Genomic DNA, 21002 nt, shown 5'->3' on the forward strand with positions numbered 1-21002 from the left:
TTAAATCCAAAAAAGTTAAACACAGAGGTACTGGAATAAAAATTAATTCTCCTGTTTTTAATATTTTAAAGCCTCCCAACCCTTAAGTAAACCGTATTGAATTATAACGATGATAACTTATCAGACATAATACCCATGAAACCTTTCACAAAACTAACTAATCTATGGCTAGATGATGATCTAATCGCAAATAAGACTTGTCCCCTCAAACCAGAGTCTATCTGTCTGTTTTAACGGCTGAAAACAAGTACAGATCCACGCTAGTTTGGCGATCGACTATTTGGGACGACTTCGACGCTCCAATACTTTAATTACTGCTATATAAATCCTAGACAAGTCTAGTCATTACTTCTCGTTTCATCGGGGGCATCGGAGCGGCTATCCCTCAACGAGCTTTCAAGGTTAAGCCAACCTTGATATGTTCAGACTGGCATTCAGATCGCGATCGATAGATATGCCACACGAACAACAATCATACGTGCGTTTTTTAAGCGGCATATCTTGAATATTCCCACAACTAGAGCAAGTTTTAGAACTTGGGTACCACCGACTAATTATCATTAGTTCGGAACCAAATTTTCGACACTTATATTTTAGTTGTCGTCTGAATTCATGAAATCCACAGTCAGCAATTGCTTTAGCCAACCTATGATTAGCCATCATTCCTGCTATGTTTAGGTCTTCAATTACTACTTTCGCGTGGTTTTTGCTTAAATAAGTAGTAACGTGATGAAGAGTATTATTGCGGAGATTGGCAATTCGACTGTGTTGACGAGCCACTTTCATTCTCGCTTTAAATCGGCGATTGCTGCCTTTCTTTTTTCTAGATAGTTGTTTTTGCAGTCGCTTCAGTTTCGCAGCCTCTTGGTAGTAATACTTGGGATTTTCAAACACAACTCCTGTCGAAAGTGTAGCTAAAGTTTTCACGCCTAAATCTACACCAACAACTTCATATTGTTTGGCTATTACTTGCTGACTCTGCTCGTAAGCAAAAGATAAATACCAGTCATCAGCAATCCTAGAAATTGTTATTTTAGAAGTAGTAACATTTGGCAATCCTTCAAACGTCCGAATCCAGCCAATTGTAGGCAATTTAATCCTTACCCCGCCAACTCTCATCGGCTTGCCACCAGCATCAAGAGTGAAAGCATCGTGTTGAAACTTCTTTTTAAAATGGGGATAAGCACCCAGTCCTTTAAAGAAACGATCGAACGCATTACCTAATTGGTCGAAAGCATATTGAGTGATCTTTTGACAAATCCCTTTTTCTTTAATCCATTCCAGCTCTGGCTTGACGTAATTATTGAAAAACTTTTTGAGAATATATTTGTTGGGCTTTAATCCATCTTGGTACAAGTTTTGCCAAGTCGCCAAACCCCAATTGTAAGTAAAACGAGCTATTCCAGCCTGTTTACTCATCAATTGTTTTTCGGCACTTGTTAATTTTAACTTTGTCTTGATTGATAACAGCACAAGCATCAATTAAATAACTTTCTCAATAGTACGCTTTGTCGTCTAGGTTTGTCAAGTGTTTCTATTACCTTATTTGTCTAGCCTTTGTCAACCTCCCATCCAATAATTCCGCCAACAAACATGGCCAAGCACAACCTTAATAGTATGCCTAGCCAATTATCGGGAGACCACAAGTTTGCGATCGACAATGTTTTGCTGCAAATACTTAATCTGAAGATTTTAATATTACCGCAGCACGATGTCCGATCGCAATCTCACTGATAAATCTTCTTCCGGGCGAATCACGATCACGTCAACACTGCGCCGCCCCAACAATACTCCCGCTAATGCGCCGATGCCAGCGCCTCCCAATACTTCTTCAGTGGCAATTGCCTTGTCCCCGGTAATGCCTGCTAGGGCTGCTGCTGCTGCTGCGCCTAATGCTGCACCTTGCGCTACTGAACCTGTGCCGGCACCTTTTTGAACTCTTTCGGTTCTGGTAATAACTCCGGAATAGCCATCAATCCGATAGCGTTGGCGGCGGCTGACAATTAACTCTCTGGCAACAAATTGAGTACCCCTTTGATTGCCCCTTCTAACCGGTCGCAATTCCCCGACAATTTGGCTGCCTGCGGGGATTAATACTCTTCCTTGATCTGTGCGGATGTCTCGCGATACGGTTAAAGTTAAAGGTGCAGTTTCATCGCGGGTAACAACAATTTTTTCTTTTTCGTAGCTAACTGGAATTACACTGCCAGACGGAATTCGGATGCTATCATATTGTGAAATTCGTTGTTGAGCTTCTGCGGGAGTAGCTACCACCAGAGGCGCGCTGGTTGCAACTGTAATGCCTACTGCGAGGATTGCTGCTGTTGCTGAGCGCCATTTGTGAGAAGTAATCATATAATTTGTCTCCTTGGTTTTGTTTTGTTTTACTTAGGAATGTACTACTGCTAAATCTGTTTCGCGTTTCGGATTCATTTGATGTTTTAATGATGGCAGGTAGAGATTCTGCAAGTTGGGAAGATAAGGTAGATAATCAAGAATTTTTAATTTTGGCAAAATCTCGAAAATTGGCAAGGCTGGGGCGATCGGGAAGATAAGGAAGATAAAGGAGAGATTGGGATTCATCGTCCTTTTAGCAGTTAAGCTGAAATCCTAGCAGGAAGCGCCGGACGAGCTTAATTCTTGAGAGCGTTTAATGCTAACAACGCTGCACCGAAAGCTGGTTCGGATCGGGGCAAAATTACCTTAGCATTCGGGGCGATCGCACTTATCGCACTTTCAAACCTACCCCGGAAATTAGCTTCTGAACCCCACACACCTCCAATCGTCACAATTTCAAATTCTTCTGTGGGGCTAAACAGCGCTGAAATAGCTGTTTTGGTGGAAAATGTTAATTCTGCCACAGCACGACTAATAATGCCGTCAGCGACGCGATCGCCCTCTGCTGCTGCTCGATCGACAATCGGCGCTAAAGCTGCAATTTCTGTCACTCCCCAACCGCGCCGGTAAACGACTTCTACCAATTCTTCCAGGTTATTTAGACCTAAATGCTGTTGAAATTTTTGGGCCAGCACGGTAAACTCCGAGCGTCCGTCATAGAACTTCAAAGCAGCTTGCAAACCCGCAATCGCGATGTCATATCCGCTACCTTCATCACCTAAAATATATCCCCAACCGCCGACTCGTTTAGTTTTCCCTTGACGGTTTTGCCCGAAAACGATCGAACCAGTTCCAGCAATAACGGCGATACCGACTGGATTGCCGACACCGCCCACAAGTGCGATCGCGCAGTCGCTGCAAATTACGATATTTCTGGGCAAGAGCGATCGGGTTACTGGTAAAGTATTCGTCAACTGCAAGTTCTGCACTACAAATTGCACTATTTCAATATCTTTTGGACGCGCGACGCCGGCTAGTCCCAGACAAATTGCTTCTATGTTGAGATTGCTATTTGGCTCTATTTTAGCGGACAGAACTGCTCGTTCGATTGCCACTTCAATTGATTGTTTTGCTGTCTCGATTCCCTGCGTTTGATAATTTGAGGGCCCTGCTTCCCCCCGTCCCAAAACAACTCTGTTTTCGTCTATTAAGATGCAGATAGTTTTAGTTCCGCCGCCGTCGATGCCGAATACGTAACTCATGGATAATTTAGAGAATGAACCGCATAGCAAGCCCGACATACGCAGATATCTCTATTCTACGCTTGATATAATTAGATTAAATCGACAGGGCAATGCTAATAATAATTAAACCAAATAAAGCCAGCCAAACGACATTTCGCTGACACCAATTTTTGATTGATTGGGGCCAGCCACCACTGATATAACGGCTCGTCTGTGGTACCAGCGGCTCAGCTCGATCGTGATAAAGCGTGCATTCTTTGGCGAAGGGACGCTGCGGGTAGTTGCAGGTGTCGTCTTCGTGGTAAGTACAGGTAGCGCACAGAAATTCTGCGGATGCCGATCGATAAAGCGGGATACCCGGATGACCGAAAGCTTTGAGAGGGGTTTTGCAGTGGGTGCAGGCGATCGCTCGGGAGTCTACAGGTTGGTGACAGCGGGGACACTCAGGCATTGGATAGCAGGGTGATGGGGTAATTTTGTCGGGAGGCTTATTAGCGGGTTTTCCGAACGCCGATTGGCGGGTTAAACTCGCCAGCAGGCTGCTGGATGCTCCAAAATAGAAAGGTAGGTCAGTGCTGATGTAACTAAAATTGTACAAAGGGTTTCGCAGCGACCGCAGGCGACCTGAGCCGATCGGGTATTTTGGGGCAAACAGTAGGAAAAATCTATGGATAACAATAGCAACTTACTCAAACAACTGGTAATGCTGGGCATTGGTACTACATCCTTGGTGGCGGAGAAATTGCAGGAAGCCAGCGAGCAATGGGTCAAAGATGGCAAAATCAATCCCGAGCAAGCCAAAACCTTTGTCGATGACGTGACTGAACATCTCAAGTCCGAGCAGGGCAATTGGGATACGCAGTTGCAGCGCCAACTCCGGAATATGCTGCAAGATATGGGCGTTCCCCGACAGTCGGAAATGGATGAGTTGCGCGGCAGGCTCGATCGTCTCGAACGTCAGATGCGGGATCTAGAAAACCGTAACTGGCGCTAAGTGCGATCGCGCGCTCTCGCTGCGATCTTGTGATAAAATTGTCACCCGAACGCAGAAGGCTCAATCAGGCACTTATGAATGAAAGCAGAAGGTAGAATTACAAAGATTCTGACTTCATACTTTCTTTTGCCTTTAAAATTAACTGGCAGCCGCTATTTTTGGGCGGAAAAGTTCAGATAAAATTTTGTAGTTCTTGTTGTACTAGATGTCTTAGATATCTGAGATATCGCGGTTAAAAGTGTCAGGAGGATTAATTTTGCAAGGAATTCTGGTCAGCTTGGGCGTAATGCTGGTTTGCTTTGTGTTTTTGATAGTCGCTCAAATGAGCGGCTATGTACCTACAGCAGTTGCCTCCGAAGTGAATAGTCCTTTAACCGATGCTGCGCTTGAGATACTCTCAGCGAAGTCTTTCACTGAAGATAGCTTGCTAGTAGCTGATGCTAATTTACCAAAAGAACCAGCTACTATTGCTGGCAATAACATGACTGGAAATACAGAGAAAACTGAAAATACTGAGAAAACTGTTACCACAGGTTCAGGTCTGAAATATGTTGAATTGAAAGAAGGTAATGGGGCGACTCCAAAAATCGGTCAGACGGTTGTAGTGCACTACACTGGCACTTTGGAGGATGGCACGAAATTTGATAGTTCGCGCGATCGCAATTCTCCTTTTCAGTTCAAAATTGGCGTCGGTCAAGTAATTAAGGGTTGGGATGAAGGTGTCGGTACAATGAAAGTTGGAGAACGCCGCAAGTTGATTATTCCGCCTGAATTAGGTTATGGTGCTCGCGGTGCGGGCGGGGTGATTCCTCCTAATGCTACGCTGATTTTTGATGTGGAATTATTGAAAATCGCTGGCTAGGTAGCTCAACCTAATTAAACTTAAAACTTTGGCGATATTTAGAAACCCGGTTTTTTTAAGAAACCGGGTTTCTGTTATAAGTTCGTAGTGAAGACTTCAGTCCTCTGATTAGACTATTAGTCAATTAGGACTGAAGTCCTGACTACAAACCTATTTTACCGCGTTCGTTTGAGTTGATTTAAGAGCGCTTCGGAGATGCTAAATTGCGGAACGAGGTAAATTGGGCGTCAAATAATAGTTTGATGATGCCTGTGGGGCCGTTTCTGTGTTTGGTGATGATGACTTCGGCAATTCCGCGATCGGGCGAATCAGGGTTATAGTATTCATCACGGTAAAGCATAATTACTAAGTCGGCGTCTTGCTCGATCGAATTATGGGCATATAAACCTTGTGTGGCAAAGCTTTCAAGATTTTCGACTGTTATATCGTAAACCATTTCTTCACCACAAAAATCAATTTTCTTCACCTTATCCCAATAGATATCGCTAACAGCTAGCTTGCATATCTCTTCGGCATCCAAAATATTCCCTAACTGATGTGTGCGTTCTCGACCAATATCACATTTGTAATCCGTTGTGGCTGAATAACGCATACCCAAGCAATCTTGCATCTGTTTGATGGTTAAACCAAGGCGTTTTTGGGCAAGATTGACTTGAGTTCGCCAAAGTTCATTCGGAATTAAATCCCGATTTGTCTTCCCACATTCAGAATTATTGAGATATACTTTCACATCTTCTAAACTGGATTTTTTATAATTACCAACTGCACCGATTACATTCGCAAATATTTCTATATCTGACTTTCCTCCCAACCAAACTTGATATTGTGTACGTCCTTTTCCACCTTGAGAAACAACTCTGACAGCCGCATTGATGTTCAGTCTAAGCAACAGAGAACGGACTCCTCTGGCTAACTTCTCGCTACTAGAGGCATAATAAATAGCTGGATAAAGACATTTCTTCCCTTTAGCCGGTTTGATACAACCATCAGTTGCCCATAGGTGTCGAAGGAAAAGAGCGATCGATTCTTGGGGTTGGGTAAATACTAAACTGGGAATAAATTTTTCATGGGAACGTAAACCAAAGACTTCTAATTGTTCTAGCCATTTAGTAATCGGATTTTTAATATTGGGAGCGAGATGATAACTAGCAGGGAGATAAACTTGATACCAATCACGTTCGCGTTTGATACGGGAATTAATTTCATCACCAAATACTTCTGTAGCCAAATGTGCAACTAATTCAGCTAAATCTAATTCTCGCGTCGTGTACTGAATACTATGTCGGGGTAAAGTACAACCATCACCAATTAAATGTCCTAGTAAAGCTAATTCAGCATTACCCATCGTCTGCACTTCAGTACAAGGAATAGATCGAGGTATAGCAATCCGATCGCCTATTTTTAATTCATCTAAACGCTTCCAACCATCTGATGCAAAGAACTTATGATTGCCTGTTGCTTTAATTGAATTTCCCAAGCTAGTTGTCATCTCCCAGACTGGCTTTACCCCTGTACAAAAAGCATTAGTCACTATCGCTTTTTCCTGTTTCAGGGTATGTGAATTTAATCCCCAAACAGCAAAGCCAGATTTACCGACCAAATCGCGAATCGGGACTTCTAATCCACTATCAGCCATAGTAACTAAACTATCACCACTCAGACATCCACTTTCCCGTAAATCCGACATCATCGGCCGCTTATTTGTCCTGGCTTCCACACTTCGACTCAACTGAGACAAAGCAATAATCGGCACGTTGATCTCGCGGGCTAAACCTTTGAGACTTCTTGTAATTCGAGATAATTCTTGCACGCGGTTGTCGCTGCTACCTTCCATTAATTGCAGGTAATCTAGCAAGATTAATCCGAGAGATCCGCCTTGTTCTGCTTGGAGGCGGCGGACTTTGGAGCGAATCTCCATCACGGTAATATTAGGAGTATCATCAATAAACAGCGGTAGTTCTGATAAGTTACCAATGGCTGTACTGATTGGCTCCCATTCGTTTTGACTGATTCTGCCCGATCGCAACCTATTACTTTCTATTTTGGCTTCACTGGACAGAATACGCTGCACTAGCTGTTCTTTCGACATTTCCAAGCTAAAAACGGCAACCGGTAATTTTTGCCCTCCGGCGGCGATGTGGTGCGCGATGTTGGTACAAAAGGCCGTATTGTGAACGCAGATATCATTAGCCACAAAATTGTGTGTCTCCGGGATAGTTAAGTCATAGACTTGCTTGTTTCCCATCGGTTCGATCGAAACTATTTCATCCCAGTAAACCTCGCTATCTGCCAGTTGTTTCAGCCACGAATTATTTAAAGCAGTTGCTAAAACCAAAAGTCTTTGCCTGGACAGCGCACGTTGACCAACGTGAATATTGGAATAACCTTTGATGCCTGCGCGTTTTGCTAAGGATGCCCAAGATTCGTTGCCTTTGGCTAATGCTATGTATTCCCAAACCTCGACAGGAATTAAATCACGGTTATTGTGAGATTTTTTGTTTTCTAGTGCTTCTTTAACTTTAAACAATGCTTCTTCTTTGCCAAAAATGCCAATCTCTGATATAAATATTTTGATAGATATAGCATCAGTAATATCTATAAACCAAGCTGGATTACGAGTATTTTTATATTTAACTAAACGTTTTTTGAGGGCGGCAATGATGCCAAATCTCAGCAGTAGATGCTGTACGTGTCTAGCTAGTCCTTCGCTGACAGAACAGTAGCCTAGTTGAGATTGACCGCTGGTAAGTAGGGTAGCCCAGCCGTCAGTGGAAAAGAGGCGGTTGAGGAAAAGGGCAATTTGCGATCGCTCCAATCTAAAAACTATGTCTGGTACTGTTTTCTGGTGAGCATTTTTTCCCATCAGACCTAATTCTTCTAACCAGTATCTCAGCGGGTTTTGATGCAAGGTATTAATAGCCTCCATTCCCGGGCCGGCTAGTTTTTTGGGAGCGACATCTAAAGTTTCACAGATGCGACTAAATAATTTTTGCTTTGGGAATGCCAATCCTAGCACCCAATCCGAGGCTAAATCGGGTGAAACCTTCAATATTTTAGCAAATTCTTTAACATACAAATGTTGTTCTTTAAGGACTTTTTGCAAATTCAGACCAAAGAAAGATATTTTGTCTTTGTAACTGTCTCGATCGCCCATGACGTAATATTCTGGTGCGCGTCTCCCTTGATCGTTGTATCGCAGCCTAAGACCTCCGAAGCTAGTAGCAGCCTTAGCAAAGTCTTCTAGTATAGCAGTATTTCCATTGGTGAAGTGCGGCGCGCTGCGTGTCAAACACCCATCGCCAATTAGATAAGCCAATAACTTAACTTCACAGTCACGAATGGTTTCTTTACCAAAAACATCCATCCTGCGGGGTACAGCAATTTTATCGCCTGCTTGTATTTCCCCCAACTGCCGCCAACCCTTAATTGTTAAAAATGGGTGTGTAATTGTAGTTTCTATAAAGCGTCCCAATCTGGTTGTGACGCGAAATACAGGCTTAATTCCATCATCTATAAAAGCAGATGGTCTAGTTAGATGAAACTTCCAATCTTTTCCTAAAGTTAGTAATTCAGCTTGACGTTTTTGATAGATTTCTTCAATGGTAGCAAGGCTTCCATCGCTTTGAAGCGTTATGGTAGAGCTTGCTTGGCATTTGCCCATTGCCGGCCTGGCAGCAACGATGATTAAATCCGATCGCTGAAAGCCGCCTGTCATGGCATCTAAATCATAAAAACCGCACGGAATACCGGGAAGCGTGAGGCCTTCATTGCGATTTTCTAAGTCTTGAAATGTTTGGTTTAGGGTTTCGCCGATCGATACTAAATCTTGTTGCGGGCGGTCTTGAGTGATGCCGAAAACTTCTTGTTCGGCACGGTCTAAGACTGTTTCTAGTGGCGCTGATGTCTCGTAACCTAATTGTACTATGTTGTTGCCCGCTTCGATCAATCGGCGCCGCTGATATTTGTCTTCGACTAAAGCTGCATATTGGTCGATGTTGACTGCTGAAACTGTGCGATCGACTAATTGTGCTAATTTAGTTAATCCTCCGACTTGTTCTAACTGGTTGCGATCCGTCAGCCAAGTCGTTACGGTCATTAAATCCGTCGGTTGACCTTGCAAAAATAGCCCTAATGCCGATCGATAAATGACTTGATGAGCGGTGATGGCAAAAAACTCTGGTCGCAAGATTTCAGAAATTCGGGAAATAGCTTCGGGGTCGATTAAAATCCCGCCCAAAATTGCTTCCTCTGCCTCTATATTTGTCGGCATCAAATCGCTCATTAGTCAATAGTTATTGGTTATTGGTTATTGGTTATTGGTTATTGGTTATTGGTTATTGGTTAGTGGTTATTGGTTAGTGGTTATTGGTTATTGGTTAGTGGTTAGTGGTTATTGGTTAGTGGTTAGTGGAAAAACAAATGACAATGCCCTATGCCCTATGCCCTATGCCCTATGCCCAATTCCCTATGCCCAATTCCCTATGCCCAATTCCCTATGCCCAATTCCCTATGCCCTATGCCCAATTCCCAATTCCCAATTCCCAATTCCCAATACCAAATTACATCGGGACAACTTGAACATCAACTTCGGCGGTAACTTCTGCGTGGAGTTTGATTTCAGCTTTGTATGTACCAGTGCCGCGAATTTCGGGCAGGGTGATGCCGCGCCGATCGACTTCTTGACTGGTAGAGTTGAAGATCAGCTCTGCTACTTCTTGGTTGGTGACTGTACCAAAAATCGCGTCTCCTTCGCCGACTTGCTTGGAGATGATGAAAGGCCCGGCTGCTTCCAGGGCGGTTTTGCGGACTTCGGCTTGCTGCTTGAGCTCTAGCTGGCGCAGTCTTTCTTCTTCTCTGCGGCGGGCTGCTTGCTTGAGAATGCCGGGAGTGGCTTTAAATCCCATTCCTTGGGGTACTAGGTAGTTGCGGGCGTAGCCTGGGGCTACTTCTACTACGTCGCCAGCTTTGCCGAGTTTGCTGACATCTTTGTTTAAAACTAATTGGACGCGCTTGGCCATGATCGTTGATTGTGGGGTTTTAACTGCAACTTTCTATAATAGCGAAGTTTGACGGGCGATCGCAAGGGAGAAGGAAGAGTTGGCAGTTGGCAGTTGGCAGTTGGCAGTTGGCAGTTGGCAGTTGGCAGTTGACAGGACTAAGAGTCCTTCTTAATCAGGTTCGTAGTAAGGACGAAGAGTCTTCTCCGATTTCTGCACCACCTTCGCTGTAGACGGATGAATGCACCAAAAATGATATCTCATCCTTATTCCGTGGGACTTCTGTCAACTGTCAACCGTCAACCCTTCGACGGATCTGACTGACAAGCTGTCAACTGTCAACTGTCAACTGTCAACTGACTGCGAACCTATTATGGGTTTTTTAGCTTTGGGCCGATCGCCCGCGCTACTGTAGCAACTAACTGGGTTGGATCGATCGGCTTAGATAAGTGCTTTTGAAATCCGGCTTGCAAAACTTGACGCTCGTTGGCTTCTCCAGCATAGGCTGTTAGGGCGATCGCCACTAGCCCCCGATACTCGGGCGCGAGCTGAGTGCGGATGTGACGGATCAGCATATACCCGTCCATCTCGGGCATTCCGATGTCGCTGACGATCAGATCCGGTGCAGTTTGGGCGATCGACAGCAGCACCTCAGCAGCAGATGACAGGGAAATCACCTCTGCACCCGCGTCCTCTAGCACGAAGGCGACAAAATCGCGCGAGTCCGGCTCATCATCTACTACCAAAATTCTCAATCCAGCGAGCGGCAAAGATGAAAGATTGGCACTCTCAGATGAATGACGTTCTGTCTCATCCTGCGTTCTAGAATCATCATTTAATAGCGGTAATCTCACCGTAAACGTCGCTCCTTGACCTTCTCCGGGGCTTTCTGCAAACACCCTTCCGCCGTGAAGTTCAATCAGTTGGCGGACGATCGCCAATCCCAATCCCAAACCGCCAAATTTGCGAGTTGTGGCGCCGTCTTCTTGTCGGAAATGCTCGAAAACATAGGGCAAGAAATCGGGAATAATCCCTTTACCCGTGTCTGAAACTTGAATTTGAACTTCGTGTGCGATTTGCGCTAATTTAACTTCTACTCGACCGCCTTCGGGCGTGAATTTCACCGCGTTAGATAACAAGTTCCACACAATTTGCTGCAAGCGACCTGTATCGCCGACAACGAGTCCGATATCTGGATTTAAGATTGTTTGAATTTGAATCTTTTTAGCTTCGGCTGCTAGTTGCACGGTTTCCAAAGCAGACAAGATAATGGTGCCGACATTCACCGGAGCAACATTCAATCTGAGTTTTCCTTGCAGAATCCGAGACACGTCGAGCAAGTCTTCGATTAATTGAGATTGCAGTCGGGCGTTGCGTTCGATCGTCTCGAAGGCTTGGGCGGTTTTAGCCGCGCTCAGTTTGCCGCCGAGCAGCAGTTGCGACCAGCCTAAAATCGGATTTAAGGGCGATCGCAACTCGTGAGAAAGCACCGCCAAAAACTCGTCTTTAATCCGGTTAGCTCGTTCGGCTTCCGCGCGCGCCGTTTGTTCCAATTGCAGAACCATATCGCGCTCGGTTTCCACTTGTTTGCGCTCTGTAATGTCGATCGCAGAACCGATATAACCCTCAAATTGTCCGCTTTCGGTAAATCTGGGAGCAGCCGCATCCAGCGCCCAAGAATATCCGCCATCTTTGCGCCCCAAGCGATATTCCGTGCTGTAATGTTCCTGGCGTTCGTTGGCCCTCAAAAATCCGTTAAGGGCGTATTCTCGGTCTTCTGGATGCACCGCGTTTATCCAACCAAATCCCAAACCTGTTTCCTCAGTTTGACCTGTGAATTCATACCAGTTGTCGCTCAAGAAAGTGCAGTAGCCTGTGGAGTCTGTTACCCAGACCATAAATGGAGCGTTGTTCGCCATATTGCGGAATCGCTGTTCGCTCTCAAGCAGCGCCGCTTCTGATTGTTTGCGTTCTGTGATATCCCGACACACAATCACTCCGCCTGTGATTTCTCTGCTGGTATCAACTACCGGATAACCGCTGATACTGATCCAGCGATCTTCGCAATCTTGGTGGCGGACAAATATCGCTACATCATTGACATATTCACCTTTGATTGCTCTGGTTAGAGGTAGTTCCTCCTCGGGGAAAAGGGTTTTTTGGTCTGGCAAAAATAGTCCGTAGGTGTTCGACCATTCCTGAGAGGATTTTTCATTGGTTAGCTGACCGAATATTCTCACGGCGGCGCGGTTAAACAGCACAAACTCCCCTTGTTGGTTGGCGAGAATCAAACCGTCACCAATGCTGTCTATAATTACTTGGAGTAACTTCGTTTTTTCTTGCAGTGCGACTTCGGCTCGCTTGCGTTTTGTGATGTCGTTGGAGATGCCAATCAAGCCGATTACTTCTCCGGCTTCGTTGCGGTAGGGAGCTTTCATTCCCAGAAAAGTCCGAACGCCATCGGGAGATTCTTCGACGATTTCTGTTTGACCGGATTCCATAATCCGCCGATCGTTTTCCGAGACTGTGGCTCCCAGTTCTGCTACTGCGTATAAATCGCGATCGCGCCGGCCAATTACTTCAGCAGCAGGTTTTCCCAGCGCCTCCAGGGTGGCTGGATTGGCATAAATAATACATCCTTGTCGATCTTTAACAAAAATTGGCGTGGGCGCTGACTCGTTAATTACGTTCAAAATTGCATTTTTTTGCCGCAGTTCTTCTTCTGTGCGTTTGCGATCGCCAATATCGCTCCAATAAGCCGTAAGTCCATCGGCTGCTGGATAGACGCTGACTTCTATATACCTTTGAAGCGACGGCGAAAACTCTTCAAACTTGACAGAAACTTGCTCGGAAACGACTCGATGAAATTCTTGATACAGCCTTGAGTTGGATTCTGCTTCGGCGGGGAATATCTCCCAGATCGATCGACCTAACAAGTCGTTTCTCGATCGCACCAGAAGTTTTTCAGCAGTGGCATTAACGTAGGTATAGCGCCATTGTGCATCGATCGCGATAAAGGCATCGGTAATACTTTCGATAATATTGCTGACTTGCTGGTTTGCCAATTGCAGCGCGAGTTCAGCGTTTTTGCGATCGGTGATTACTTCGGAAAAAATCATGATCCCGCCAATCTCACCGCTGTTGGTTCGCCAAGGGTGAATTTCCCAGCGCACCCAGTCTATCGAACCATCAGCGCGGGGAAACGGATCTTCTGGACACATTTCGACTGCTCCCGCCAGACAGCGCTGGTGGATTTGTCTCCAACGATCGGACAATTCTGGAAATATCTCGTAGTGCGATCGACCTACAATGTTTTGAGCGCCCAGCCCGTAACTTTCCAGCCAGCGATCGCTCACCAGCATATACCGCATCTGGCGGTCAAACATCGCCACCCCCGCAGGCGAATGTTTGACGAACAGCCGCAGTTGCTCTGACTGTTCCCGCAGGCGATTTTCCGCCTGTTTGCGATCGCTGATGTCTTTGAAAAGTATGGCGACTTTGCGGCTCTGGGGCTCGCTCGTGCGGAACGCTGAAACCTCAAACCAGCGGTTCATGGCTTCGGAGCCGTGTTCAAAGCTCGCTGGTTCGCCTGTCAGCGCAACTTTGCCGTAGATCTCGAACCAATAATTTTCGAGTTCTGGAACGAGCTGCCGCGCAGTTTTGCCCGCAGCTTGTACGAGTCCGGTTTGTTTCTCAAAGGCCGGATTGATTTCCAAAAAGCGGTAATCGATCGGCTTTTGGTTGTCGTCAAACAGTATTTGGATGACGCAAAAGCCTTCGTCTAGGGACTCAAACAAAGTGCGGTAGCGTTCCTCAGAGTCGCGCAAAGCTGCCTCCGCTCGTTTGCGATCGCTAATATCCACAAACGCCGAGACACAGCCGCAGACTGCGCCCTGTGCGTCAAATAACGGCACCGCATTCATCAACCAATCAAACGTCGCCCCATCCGATCGCACCATTTGAAATTCCGCATCTCGCAATTCGGCACCCGAAGCCGCCGCCCGCTGCATTGGGTGCTCTTCTGGCGGGATTTCCTGGCCGTTGCTAAGCAGTCTGAAGGGAAGGAGTGCGGCTTCGTCTCCGCTTGCAGAAACATTGGCATCCGGCCGCACTGTTAGCATCGACTGAGCAAACCTGTTAGTGCGAATTACATTACACTCTGGATCGTGGGCGATCGCGATCCCGACGGGTACAGCATCAAATATTGATTGCAGTTCGTTAACTCTGCGCTGTAGTTCCTGGTTGAGCCGTTGAATTTCTTTTTTGCGAGCTTTGCGATCGGTAATTTCGTGTACCATCACATTCACGCCCAGCACGCGATCGTCCTGGGCTTTCAGCGGATAGAGACTCAACAGCCAACTACGTTCTACTCCCGGCTGCGCTGAGTTTTCCCCGTGAATTTCGAGCTGTTCGACGGGAACTTTAGTGGCGATAACTTCTCGGTAAAGCGGCTCTAAATCATCTGCTTGTTGTGGCAAGATTTCCCGCAATGTTTTACCGATGTGGGCGGCGGCGGGAACTCCGTTAATTTCTGCGAGGCGCGAGTTGATGCGGACAAATCGCAAGTCGGTATCGATAAAGCAAAGTCCGATCGGCGCGCTAGCATAAATTGCCTCGATTTCTGCTAGTTGTTGGTGCGCCGTTTGCCCTTGTTTAATAAAAGCAGCCCGATCGGCTTTCTGCTCGGTAACATCTTGAAAATAAACGGCAATTCCCGATGCGATCGGATAAGCTCGTACCGCATACCAAGCATTGAGCGGCCCATAAAAAGATTCAAAACTAACTGTAACTTGCTCTGTGGCGCAGCGGCGAAATTCCTGATCGAACAAACTGCCCGCAGACTCGGGAAACTCTTCCCAAACGGTGTTGCCGATCAAATCTTTCGAGAGTCGATTTATCCACCGCGCCGCTTGAGAATTAACGTAGGTAAACCGCCAGTTTCGATCCAAAGCAAAGAACCCGTCGGAAATACTTTCGAGGGTGTCTGACTGTTGTTGGGCGGGCGCGTCACCGACGAATCTTGGCCCAGGTTGACCGATTTCTATAAAGGTGGTAACTACGGCGTAGGGAGTCGATCGATCTCCCTGAAATAAAGGTTGAGAATTGATCTTCAACCAAATCAATTCTCCCTGTGGTTGATAGAAGCCCATGATGACATTTGAGCAGGGTTTCCCGGTTTGCAGCGCCACCATAGACGGGTGCGTCTCCCCAGGAAAATCCGAGCCATCTTCACGCAGAGTCTGCCACGGACAGTTGATGGAAGTGTTTCCCTGCATTTGTTCTGCTGTCATCCCCAACAGTTTCTCGGCGCGAGAATTGCACGCCTGAATGCTGCCGTCTGCCAATTGCAGAACCATCCCTACATCTGTTTGCAAAGCTGCACTCGGGTTGAGTGCTTTGTTAGAATCCTCTGAAACAGAGGAGTCTATTTTCGCTTGGGGTTCAGTATTGCCTAGATTTTTCATCTTTTAACAAAGATCGTTTTACTTGTGGCAAAGCTAATCGTACTCATCAATTATATATAAGGAAATAATCACAAAAACTTTTGATGCAAACAGGCTGACAATTCAAACCTCAGAGAGATGTCGATCGTTCTGCTGGAATTTCAATATCTCGACAATTTATTTTATACCAGAGCTCCACGCCTTGACCAGTTGTGTAAGCAAAGGCGAGAGGCAATTTTCTGGCTGTGGCAAATGAGCGATCGGTCTCATCATTATTCAACGTTTCTGTAGATTGCGATCGCCTGCTGTTGCTTGTTTTCGAGGGCGATCCGATCGCACTTGCGCGCAGGTAACGAAAAACCCAATTGCTTTAACTAAACCCGATCGCAAATTTTGGCAAGGCTATCTTGGTGTTAACGGTAAATGGCGATCGCATTTACCCAATATAGCGGTCTATTTTTCCTCCAGTGCCACGGCTCTTCTGATGTTTAGACCGATCGCCTTTTACTTTGGTTCGTGCCCCCAACTTAACCCAATACAGACATTTATAGCCCTTCTCAAAAAGATGAGGTACGCATGGGCATAGGGCATATGTCATAGCTCACTTTTTTGAGAAGGGCTATACCAGAAAGAATTGGTTGAAAGCCTCTCCTTTTTAAAGAAAAATTAAAATCAGACGATTCATTACTCCAAGACCCTTCCTTCTTTTGTCAACTGTCAATTGTCAACTGTCAACTGTCAACTGTCAACTGTCAAAATCGGTCTTTCATCCCGCGCAATCGAGCGAAGGTTTGCACTGAATCTTGACTGTTGGCGACTGACTGAAGACTCGGAAAATCCCAGCGCAAAAAGGGGTTTGTGCTTTTCTCGATGCCGATCGATGATGGTATTGTAGGTTGCGATCGGCTGCGAGCTTCTTTAACTGCTGCCAAGCGCTGCTGTAACTCAGGATTGTCGGGATCTACACTAATGGCAAATTGCAAGTTTGTCAGCGTGTATTCGTGGGCGCACCAAACTCTGGTATTGTCGGGCAAGTTTCGCAATTGTTCGAGGGAAGCTAGCATTTGGGCGGGAGTGCCTTCTTTGAGTCTGCCACAGCCTCCAGCAAACAAAGTGTCTCCACAGAACAATTCGCCCGTTTCCCCTGGGTTGCTGGGCGGGAAATAGTAGGCTATGTGGGCTTTTGTGTGGCCGGGCACGAAGAAAATTTCGGCGGTTCGATCGCCAAATTCAACGCGATCGCCCTGATGTAAAAATACTTGCTGTCCGGGAATTCTGCCTCGGTCTTCGGCGCCGCCGTAAACTGTAATTTGGGGAAAGCGATCGATCAGTTGCTGGTTGCCGCCTACGTGATCGCGATCGTGGTGCGTGTTGAAAATTGCGATTAATTCGGCTTTGAGCGATCGCACTTGCTGCAAGACCGGTTCTGCTTGCGCTGGATCGACCACTGCTACTGTATGGCGATCGGGGTCGTACAGCAAGAAAATGTAATTGTCCGACAGTACCGGAATCCGATAGACCTGCATAGAAAACAGCCTCTCTAGAAAAAATATTATACAATTAAAATATTGTGAGCGTGTTCCGAAGGCATAATGCAGAATTCTATAATCAGCGCATCTATCTTTGGAAGTAAAACTCTGATACATTGTTTCTGCTGTTCCACAAATTGCTTTGCAGTCTGGTACAGACGATTTTTAGGTCGAGAACTCCCAGCAGCTTTAAATATTCTGACATAAATGCGATCGAATAAATGCGAACATCTCAAAACAAATCCAACTTAACAATTTCTCAAATGGTCGATCGGATTGTCACGTCTGGCAAAATCTCTCGCCGGGAACATTTAGTTTTGACTTCTACGATCCTATCTGATGATAAAATTTCAGAGGAGGATCGATATCAAATCAATCGGATATTTGATTACATCCAAATTGGTCGCCTCAAGTTCATCGATTGAGCTGGTAAATTCACAAGATAATCCACAGTTGCAGTTAACGCCGATCCCCCCTAACCCCCCTTAAAAAAGGGGGGGACAAGAGAATTCTCACAGCCTCCTTAAAAATGGGGGGGACAAGAGAATTCTCACAAACCTTAAAAATGAGGGGACAAGAGAATTCTCAAAGCCCTCTTAAAAATCGGGGGACAAGAGAATTCTCACAGCCTCCTTAAAAAAGGGGGGGACAAGAGAATTCTCTTTCGTCCCCCTTCTTAAGGGGGATGCGAGGGGGATCTCCGGGGCATAAACAGGCTTAACCCAACCGTATTGCAATCTCATCGACAGTTACAGCTACAAAACAACCCAGAATAATATGAGTACAGAAAAACCAACAATTTTGGTAACAGGCGGAGCTGGATATATTGGCTCTCACGCAGTATTAGCGCTGAAAAATGCCGGTTACGGTGTAGTGATTTTAGATAATTTAGTTTACGGCCACCGAGATATAGTAGAGCAGGTTTTGCAAGTAGGGTTAGTAGTTGGTGATACAAACGATCGCGCACTTCTCGACAACTTGTTCGCCACCCACAACATTGCAGGGGTAATGCACTTTTCTGCTTACGCTTACGTCGGCGAATCTGTTACCGATCCAGCTAAATATTACCGGAACAACGTCATCGGCACGATTACACTTTTGGAAGCGATGATTGCTGCTGGGATTAAGAAATTGGTGTTTTCTTCTACTTGCGCGACTTACGGCGTACCGCAGAAAATCCCCCTCACCGAAGACCACCCGCAAAATCCGATCAATCCCTACGGTGCTACTAAGTTAATGGTAGAAAGGATCTTGTCAGACTTTGACGCGGCGTACAATTTTAAGTCTGTTTGTTTTCGCTATTTTAACGCCGCTGGAGCCGATCCGAACGGGTTGTTAGGAGAAGATCACAAGCCCGAAACTCACCTGATCCCGTTGGTGTTGTTCGCTGCTTTGGGAAAACGAGATTCGATCGCAATTTTCGGCACCGATTACGATACTCCTGACGGTACTTGCATTCGCGATTACATTCACGTTAACGATTTGGCGTCAGCTCACATTTTAGGGCTAGAATATTTGCTAAATGACGGCAAATCAGATTTCTTTAATTTGGGCAACGGTGGCGGGTTTTCGGTAAAAGAGGTGATTGAAACAGCCCGCCAAGTGACGGGAAAAGAGATTAAGGCTGTGGAGTGCGATCGGCGTCCGGGAGACCCGCCTAGTTTGGTTGGCAGCAGCAAAAAGGCGATCGAAACCTTGGGTTGGTCTCCAGAATATCCCGACATTAAGGATATTGTAACTCACGCTTGGCAGTGGCACCAAAAACGTCATCACCCTTAGTCTGTAGGGTGCGCGCCGCGCACCTTACCTTAACCAAAATAGCGACTATGTTGATAATATCTGCTAAATCGGGACAACTAGGCAACAGACTGCTGCTTTTTGCCAATTTCATAGCTTGGGCGATCGAGCATAATTGCACTGTCCTCAATCCAGCTTTTGAAGAATATGCAGAATTCTTTGTAGACACGAACAAAGATTTATTGTGCTGTTATCCTCCTCCATATTTTACCGTATCAGGTAACAGATTTATCAGAAATAAATATTTTAAACTCATCAATAATTTAAGCAATAAAAATATCTTTAAAACGCAAGAAATTACCAGAGAAAAGCCGTTTAATTGGATAAATTATCGGGATATTCAAGCAATAAAAAATAGTTCAATTGTTTGTTTTAAAGGCTGGTTATTTCGAGATGGCTGGTTTGTAGAAGATTTGCCAAAGTTGTATAAGTACGCCGATGAGATTAGATCCTACTTTACACCATTACAACAATATAAAATCAATGTAAATAGTTTGATATTGAATGTAAAAAATAACGCAGATACGATCGTTGGAGTTCACATCCGTCAAGGGGATTATGCTCAGCACCAAAAGGGGAGATACTTTTACACAACTGAGCAATACTTAGAAGTGATGAATTCAATAGTCAAACTATTTGAAGGTAACAAAATCAAGTTTTTGATTTGCTCTAATATTCAGCAAAATCCTAAGTTATTTGATGATTTTAACTGCGTTTTTGCTAACGGTCATTTAATCGAAGATATCTATGCTTTGGCTGAGTGCGACTATATTGTCGGGCCGCCTAGTAGTTATACTATGTGGGCTTCTTTTTATGGCGAAAAACCTCTTTATATGCTCAAAAATATCAATAAAGTAATTAACTTGAAAGATTTTGTGCATTTTTATGAATGGGAAGGAATTTTTAATTATCGAGATAACTGGAACGAGAGTTTTTGGGAGTGGACGCACTAATGAAACTAGCAACTAAGGGATTTATCACTATTTTAACAGGTCTTTACTCTTTCCAAGATTGCGTTCATTTTCTGGCGTCCGTCAGGAAATTTCACCAGGAACCAATTATTATTTTAATAGATAGAGTACCTCGAATTTTATATCCTTTACTTCAGGTGTTTGGAAATGTCATATTGCAAAGAGCACCCTCTCACGAAAATCCTGTTTTAGCGTCGCGCCAAGCCAAGCTGTCTTTGTACGGGGAATCTCTGTTTGAGAAAACTATTTATATGGATTGCGATATTTGTTTGCTGTCGCCAATAGATGAGGTTTTCGGCTATCTTGATGAGGTGGATTTGTTGGTGACAGAAGATGTGCAGCCTGCGATTGCGAAAGCGAGCAATTTATTAAGAGTCAAGCAAGATATTCTGTCAACTTTGCAGTCTGTGGGATTGCCACTAAACAAAAATACCATTCAATACAATGGCGGATTTATTGCTTTTACGAAAAGCAGTACAAATCAGGAATTGTTCGCGGAATTTAAGAAATATTTCGAGATAGTAGTGGCGCATCAAAATGTGCTACTTTTGAAAGACCAGGGTGCTTTTGCTGCTGCTATTGAATCTGTGAAACCGCAAATGAGAACATTGTCCCCTGTGTACAACTATTTGGATAAGTGGAAAGATGCTTATGCGATCGACAAACCGATAAAAGTCATGCACTGCACCTACCCCTACCGCCCGCAGTACGCAAAGAACGTCACGCGATCGCTTTTTACTCGAATAGTCGATCGCACCGCTAAAATATTTTTACCAAATCAAATTAACAATCCCTGGCGCTTAAAATAAACTTGACCAACTTACTAC

16 protein-coding genes are annotated in these 21002 nt (G+C 45.2%); 6 read left to right on the plus strand and 10 right to left on the minus strand.

Annotated elements, in window-relative coordinates; genetic code table 11:
* Positions 1-402: 402 nt before the first annotated feature.
* The 5 genes from JGK11_RS14745 to JGK11_RS14765 all read right to left on the minus strand — a co-directional run bounded on the left by JGK11_RS14745 (position 403) and on the right by JGK11_RS14765 (position 4032).
* Complete coding sequence (locus tag JGK11_RS14745) at positions 403-1479, minus strand: transposase (protein WP_293212144.1); 1077 nt, start codon at positions 1477-1479, stop codon at positions 403-405.
* A 219-nt stretch (positions 1480-1698) separates the two neighbouring features.
* Positions 1699-2355, minus strand: a complete 657-nt coding sequence (locus tag JGK11_RS14750; protein ID WP_293178424.1) for a hypothetical protein — start codon at positions 2353-2355, stop codon at positions 1699-1701.
* Between the two features lie 33 nt (positions 2356-2388).
* Entirely contained in the window at positions 2389-2583 is a 195-nt protein-coding gene (locus JGK11_RS14755) for a hypothetical protein (protein WP_293178421.1), read from the minus strand.
* A gap of 50 nt (positions 2584-2633) precedes the next feature.
* A complete protein-coding gene (locus JGK11_RS14760; protein ID WP_293178418.1) occupies positions 2634-3599 on the minus strand; it encodes a BadF/BadG/BcrA/BcrD ATPase family protein in 966 nt (321 codons plus the stop codon).
* Between the two features lie 76 nt (positions 3600-3675).
* The gene (locus JGK11_RS14765) at positions 3676-4032 is read right to left on the minus strand and encodes a zinc ribbon domain-containing protein (RefSeq protein ID WP_293178492.1); all 357 of its coding nucleotides are present in this window, start codon (positions 4030-4032) and stop codon (positions 3676-3678) included.
* A 216-nt stretch (positions 4033-4248) separates the two neighbouring features.
* Here JGK11_RS14765 and JGK11_RS14770 point away from each other — a divergent pair, with 216 nt between their 5' ends.
* On the plus strand, positions 4249-4575 hold the full coding sequence (locus JGK11_RS14770; RefSeq protein WP_265235356.1) for a phasin family protein: 327 nt from the start codon (positions 4249-4251) through the stop codon (positions 4573-4575).
* A 256-nt stretch (positions 4576-4831) separates the two neighbouring features.
* Positions 4832-5437 carry an FKBP-type peptidyl-prolyl cis-trans isomerase gene (locus JGK11_RS14775; protein ID WP_293178415.1) on the plus strand — a complete coding sequence of 202 codons (606 nt, stop codon included), beginning with the start codon at positions 4832-4834 and terminating at the stop codon, positions 5435-5437.
* A gap of 178 nt (positions 5438-5615) precedes the next feature.
* Here the strand turns inward: JGK11_RS14775 and JGK11_RS14780 are convergent, their stop codons facing one another.
* The 5 genes from JGK11_RS14780 to gloB form a co-directional block, all read right to left on the minus strand.
* Complete coding sequence (locus JGK11_RS14780) at positions 5616-9719, minus strand: replicative DNA helicase (protein ID WP_293212145.1); 4104 nt, start codon at positions 9717-9719, stop codon at positions 5616-5618.
* A 277-nt stretch (positions 9720-9996) separates the two neighbouring features.
* On the minus strand, positions 9997-10455 hold the full coding sequence (gene rplI, locus JGK11_RS14785; RefSeq protein WP_293127513.1) for a 50S ribosomal protein L9: 459 nt from the start codon (positions 10453-10455) through the stop codon (positions 9997-9999).
* A gap of 350 nt (positions 10456-10805) precedes the next feature.
* Positions 10806-15899, minus strand: coding sequence for a PAS domain-containing protein (locus JGK11_RS14790; protein ID WP_293212146.1), 5094 nt, complete (start codon positions 15897-15899; stop codon positions 10806-10808).
* Between the two features lie 109 nt (positions 15900-16008).
* On the minus strand, positions 16009-16158 hold the full coding sequence (locus JGK11_RS14795; protein ID WP_293196482.1) for a hypothetical protein: 150 nt from the start codon (positions 16156-16158) through the stop codon (positions 16009-16011).
* A 472-nt stretch (positions 16159-16630) separates the two neighbouring features.
* On the minus strand, positions 16631-17404 hold the full coding sequence (gene gloB / locus JGK11_RS14800) for a hydroxyacylglutathione hydrolase (protein ID WP_293178406.1): 774 nt from the start codon (positions 17402-17404) through the stop codon (positions 16631-16633).
* 224 nt (positions 17405-17628) lie between these two features.
* Between gloB and JGK11_RS14805 the strand changes: the two genes are divergently transcribed.
* The 4 genes from JGK11_RS14805 to JGK11_RS14820 all read left to right on the plus strand — a co-directional run bounded on the left by JGK11_RS14805 (position 17629) and on the right by JGK11_RS14820 (position 20984).
* Complete coding sequence (locus tag JGK11_RS14805) at positions 17629-17832, plus strand: hypothetical protein (RefSeq protein ID WP_293178403.1); 204 nt, start codon at positions 17629-17631, stop codon at positions 17830-17832.
* 352 nt (positions 17833-18184) lie between these two features.
* Complete coding sequence (gene galE, locus JGK11_RS14810; protein WP_293178400.1) at positions 18185-19186, plus strand: UDP-glucose 4-epimerase GalE; 1002 nt, start codon at positions 18185-18187, stop codon at positions 19184-19186.
* Between the two features lie 47 nt (positions 19187-19233).
* A complete protein-coding gene (locus tag JGK11_RS14815; protein ID WP_293178397.1) occupies positions 19234-20157 on the plus strand; it encodes an alpha-1,2-fucosyltransferase in 924 nt (307 codons plus the stop codon).
* The gene (locus JGK11_RS14820; RefSeq protein WP_293178394.1) at positions 20157-20984 is read left to right on the plus strand and encodes a hypothetical protein; all 828 of its coding nucleotides are present in this window, start codon (positions 20157-20159) and stop codon (positions 20982-20984) included. Before JGK11_RS14815 ends, JGK11_RS14820 begins: the two co-directional genes overlap by 1 nt.
* Positions 20985-21002: the final 18 nt, after the last annotated feature.

It is taken from the genome of Microcoleus sp. PH2017_34_RAT_O_A (genome assembly GCF_020737885.1).
In the GTDB taxonomy this organism is placed as follows: Bacteria; Cyanobacteriota; Cyanobacteriia; order Cyanobacteriales; family Microcoleaceae; genus Microcoleus.